Raw genomic sequence first — 3,969 nt, forward strand, 5'->3', positions numbered from 1 at the left:
GTACTAGTTGGTGTGGAAGGTGAATTGGTCGGTGCCGAGCACTGTGAGCAGTGCGAGTTTTTCGTGGCTTTCGGTGCCGGGGGTGGCGGTGAAGATGAGCAGCGACTGTCCCTGGTCGGGTTCGAGCAGGAGTTGACAGTAGAGATCGAGCTGTCCGAGTTGGGGATGGACGAACCGTTTGGTGTGGCTCCAGCGGAGGCCGACCTCGTGACGTTCCCACAGTTGGGCGAATTCGTCGCTGGTGCGTTGCAGGAGGTCGGTGAGGTCGGCTGCGGGGGAGCAGAGCCCGTCCCGGGTGAGGGCGGCGCGGAGTAGTGCGACGTTGATCCGACTGTTCTCGCCGTGATCCTCGGGATCATATCGTTCCCGCTCGGCTGGATCGGTGAACCAGCGGTAGGGCGCGTAGCGTGCGTTGCCGGTATGTTGCGTCTGGTCGCCGAGCAGCGCCACAGCGGCTGGGGTCTGCAGCAAGGTCTCGCCCAGTGGACCCATGACCTGTGCGGTGGTGGCGGTCAGGCCGTCCATGACACGCATCAGCCCGGGGCTCACGTGCTGGGTCCGGACCTCACGGCGGATGGTGCGGTAGCCGGCGAGCAGGAACAGGTGGTCGCGTTCGTCCGGGGTCAACCTGAGGCCGAGGGCGATGGCGGCAACCATGGCTTCCGAGGGTTGTGGCCCATCGCCGCGTTCGAGCCGCGCGAAGTAGTCGGCGGACATGGCGCACAGCTCCGCCACTTCCTCGCGACGCAGGCCTGGGGCACGCCGGCGTTGCCCTCTGCGCAGCCCGACATCCTCCGGTTGCAGGGCCGCACGTCGAGCGCGCAGGAAAGCACCGAGAGACGAGCGGTCGAACGTACGAGCCATGGTCCTTATTGTCGGCTATCCGGCGTGGCGCAGCCATGACCTGTCATTCAGTGGTAGCGCGTGTCCTTCCCCGCTCGCGGGGCGCCACGTTGACTGGCAGGGCGATCACCGATCGCCTCGCCGAAAACAACGGAGCCGACCGATGACCAAGTGGACAGCGAACGAACTTCCAGACCTGACCGGCCGGACGGTGGTGGTCACCGGCGCCGGCCGTGGTCTCGGCCTCATCACGGCGCGCGAACTCGCTCGCGCCGGAGCCCACGTCGTGCTAGGCGTACGCGACACCGGCAAGGCCCGTCGCGCCGTCGCCGGGCTGCCCGGCATCTTCGATATCCGGTCCCTTGACGTGTCGGATCTGAAGTCGGTCCGGGCCTTCGCCGATTCCTGGTCGGGAGACCTCGACATTCTGATCAATAATGCCGGGGTGATGGACATCCCCGCCGCGCGTACCGCGGACGGTCTCGACCTGCAGACGGTCACCAACTACACCGGTCCTTTCGTGCTGACCAACTTGCTGCTCGAGTACGTCACCGATCGGGTGGTGCACGTGACCAGCCAACTGCATCGGCAGGGCAAGATCGATTTGACGGATCTCGATTGGCGCAGGCGCAAGTACAACGGGATGCGGGCCTACGAGGCGTCGAAGCTCGCTGTGGTGCTGTTCTCCCTGGAACTGCAGAGTCAGCTGACTGCTGCTGGCAGCCGGGTCCGTTCGGTGCTCGCCAGCCCGGGTATCGCCCGTACCGCGCTGGCCGCCCATTCGCGGTCGAACGTCGTCAACCGGTTCACGTTCCTTACCAACGATCCTGAGCGCGGGGCGCTGTCGGTGCTCTATGCCGCCACGCAGGACGTTCCCGGTAACTCCTATGTCGGGCCGGATGGTCTGGGCGGCCTGCGGGGCTACCCGGCCGTTCGCCGGCAGGGTAAGGCCGGGCTCGATCAGGTCATGGCCGGCCGGCTCTGGGACGCGACCAACGAACTCGTCGGGGCGGTGGCCTCGTGAGCTACGTGGAGGCCGCCGACCACGCCGAGATCTTCGTACCGCACAACTATCCGGAACAGCTCGTGGACCTCGGCGAGATCCGGATGAATTACGCCGTGGCCGGTGATCCCGGACTGCCGGCAATGCTGCTCATCCCGGCGCAGACGGAATCGTGGTGGGGTTACGAGGAAGCCATGCGGCTGCTGGCCGACCGCTACCAGGTCTACGCCGTGGACCTGCGGGGCCAGGGCCGGTCCACCTGGACGCCGGGGCGCTACAGCGTGGACATCTTCGGTGGTGACCTGGTTCGCTTCATCGACCGGGTCGTCAAGCGGCCGGTGGTGGTCTGCGGCCTGTCGTCCGGTGGTGTGATCGCGGCCTGGTTGTCCGCCTTCGCGGCACCCGGCCAGGTCCGGGCAGCGGTCTACGAAGACGCCCCCTTGTTTGCCTCGCAGAGCACTCCCTCGGTCGGTCCGTCCATCCATCAGGGCGTCGGGCCGATGTTCCGGATGTGGCACAAGTGGCTCGGTCCACAGTGGAGTATCGGTGACTTCGCCGGGATGCAGCAGGCGATGGGCCGGGAGATCCCCGGCTGGATGCTCGCCGCACTGCGCCAGATGGTACCCGCCGGCACCGGTGGTCCTCCGGCCGCTCCGCCGCAGGATCTCCGCGAGTACGACCCCGAGTGGGGTGACGCGTTCGTTTCCGGGCGGGCCACGATCAACTGCGACCACGAGACCCTGTTGCATCACGTGAAGGTGCCGGTCCTGTTCACCCATCACTTCCACCACGTGGATCCGGACACTGGCAACGTGCTCGGCGCGCTCACCGACCTCCAGGTGCAGCGGGTACGGCAGCTGGTCGAGGGAACCGGTAACTCCTTCACTTATCGCGCGTTTCCCGAAATGCCGCACTCGATGCACGGCCATGACCCGGCCACCTACGTCACCACGATCACCGAATGGGCCGACAAATTGCCTGCAAACCTCGACACCGGGAGCACCTGATGGAGAGCCCACCCCTCCGTAGCGGCGCTGCGCGGTGACGGCCGGCCGTCGGGGTCCGTCTCAGCAACGGCGCCTCTCTGTGTCAAGTTGATCTTTGTTTGGGGTTGTGGAGTGATTGCTGGTACCCGCAGCATCGCCACGTCATTGAGCCGCGACACCGGAATGCTGTTCGCGCGCAACCACATCAGTACCCGTTCGACGTCACGGGGTTTCGGGTTGCGGCGCCGCTTAGTGTTGAACGCCCAGCCGGTCAACGCGCGACGAAGGAGCTGATTAACAACCTATTCTCACTGGTCAAACAGGGATTCGGTCTCGCGCTGCGGGGTTTGCGGGGTTGGTTTCGCGGGTTTGGTCTGATCGTCGACCTGGCCGGTGAGCCGCCTGCCGAGAGCGCGAGCGGTGTTCGGTGACACCTCGTCGTTGGCGGTCATGAGCCGGTCTTTCTGATCGTCAGGCGAACGGCGGTGCGGCAACAAACCCGTGGCCGGCGGGACCTGGCGGCTGCGACACTGGCCGGGTGCAACGGATCAATTCGAGATCGTGGCCGTATCCGTTCCGGCCGATGGCTTGGGAAGAGGTAGTCGCGCGGGCGCGTGAGTTCACCGATGCAAATCCGCAGCTTGGCGTCCTCATGGAGGTGATCGATAGCGTCCGCGAGTGCGGGGGCCAGGAGCGGCTCGCGGGGATCTGGACGCTCAACGGCCTCGTGGTGACGCCCTTGCCGATTCCCGCCGATCCGCCGATCCAGGAGGTGATCGTGTCCTTGCCACGAATGGGCTGGGGGCCGACCGGCGACGAGGTACTGATCGAGCATCGTGCGATCAGCGGTCACGACGACCGCATCGTTCGTCCGGCCGCTGAGGCCGTGCCGCTGTTCTGGCGATTCATGATCGAGAAGTTCGGCATCACTCCGGTTCGGCCGGACTCCGCAGGCGCGCGTTCCTGAGATCTCGTTACCGGTGATCACGACGTCGCCTTCCTGATCACCGCGCAGCAATCACACCAGCGTTGACCTGCGGTTTCGCCAGTGTCGGCGGCGTGGCCACCCGGCTGTTCGCGCGACCACACCGAGTCAGCCGGCCTCAGGCGGGTAGCGGCCCACCGGCTGTCTGGACC

At 66.0% G+C, this 3,969-nt stretch carries 5 protein-coding genes; 3 read left to right on the forward strand and 2 right to left on the reverse strand.

Going from position 1 to position 3,969, the window contains the following annotated elements:
- Window positions 1-3 precede the first annotated feature (3 nt).
- Entirely contained in the window at window positions 4-864 is an 861-nt protein-coding gene (locus tag FNH05_RS33820; RefSeq protein WP_144592923.1) for a helix-turn-helix transcriptional regulator, read from the reverse strand.
- On the opposite strand from FNH05_RS33820, the gene FNH05_RS33825 reads away from it, so the two are divergent.
- Window positions 863-1,867, forward strand: a complete 1,005-nt coding sequence (locus tag FNH05_RS33825; protein WP_246128104.1) for an SDR family NAD(P)-dependent oxidoreductase — start codon at window positions 863-865, stop codon at window positions 1,865-1,867. The genes FNH05_RS33820 and FNH05_RS33825 overlap by 2 nt on opposite strands.
- Entirely contained in the window at window positions 1,864-2,853 is a 990-nt protein-coding gene (locus FNH05_RS33830) for an alpha/beta hydrolase (RefSeq protein WP_222426787.1), read from the forward strand. Before FNH05_RS33825 ends, FNH05_RS33830 begins: the two co-directional genes overlap by 4 nt.
- Before the next feature lie 287 nt (window positions 2,854-3,140).
- Here FNH05_RS33830 and FNH05_RS38515 read toward each other — a convergent pair whose 3' ends face one another.
- Window positions 3,141-3,284: a hypothetical protein gene (locus FNH05_RS38515; protein ID WP_186382874.1), complete on the reverse strand. Its 144-nt coding sequence runs from the start codon at window positions 3,282-3,284 to the stop codon at window positions 3,141-3,143.
- An 86-nt stretch (window positions 3,285-3,370) separates the two neighbouring features.
- Here FNH05_RS38515 and FNH05_RS33840 point away from each other — a divergent pair, with 86 nt between their 5' ends.
- Window positions 3,371-3,799 carry a hypothetical protein gene (locus FNH05_RS33840; RefSeq protein ID WP_144592924.1) on the forward strand — a complete coding sequence of 143 codons (429 nt, stop codon included), beginning with the start codon at window positions 3,371-3,373 and terminating at the stop codon, window positions 3,797-3,799.
- Window positions 3,800-3,969 lie beyond the last annotated feature (170 nt).

It is taken from the genome of Amycolatopsis rhizosphaerae (assembly GCF_007713715.1).
Taxonomy (GTDB): Bacteria; Actinomycetota; Actinomycetes; order Mycobacteriales; family Pseudonocardiaceae; genus Amycolatopsis_E; species Amycolatopsis_E rhizosphaerae.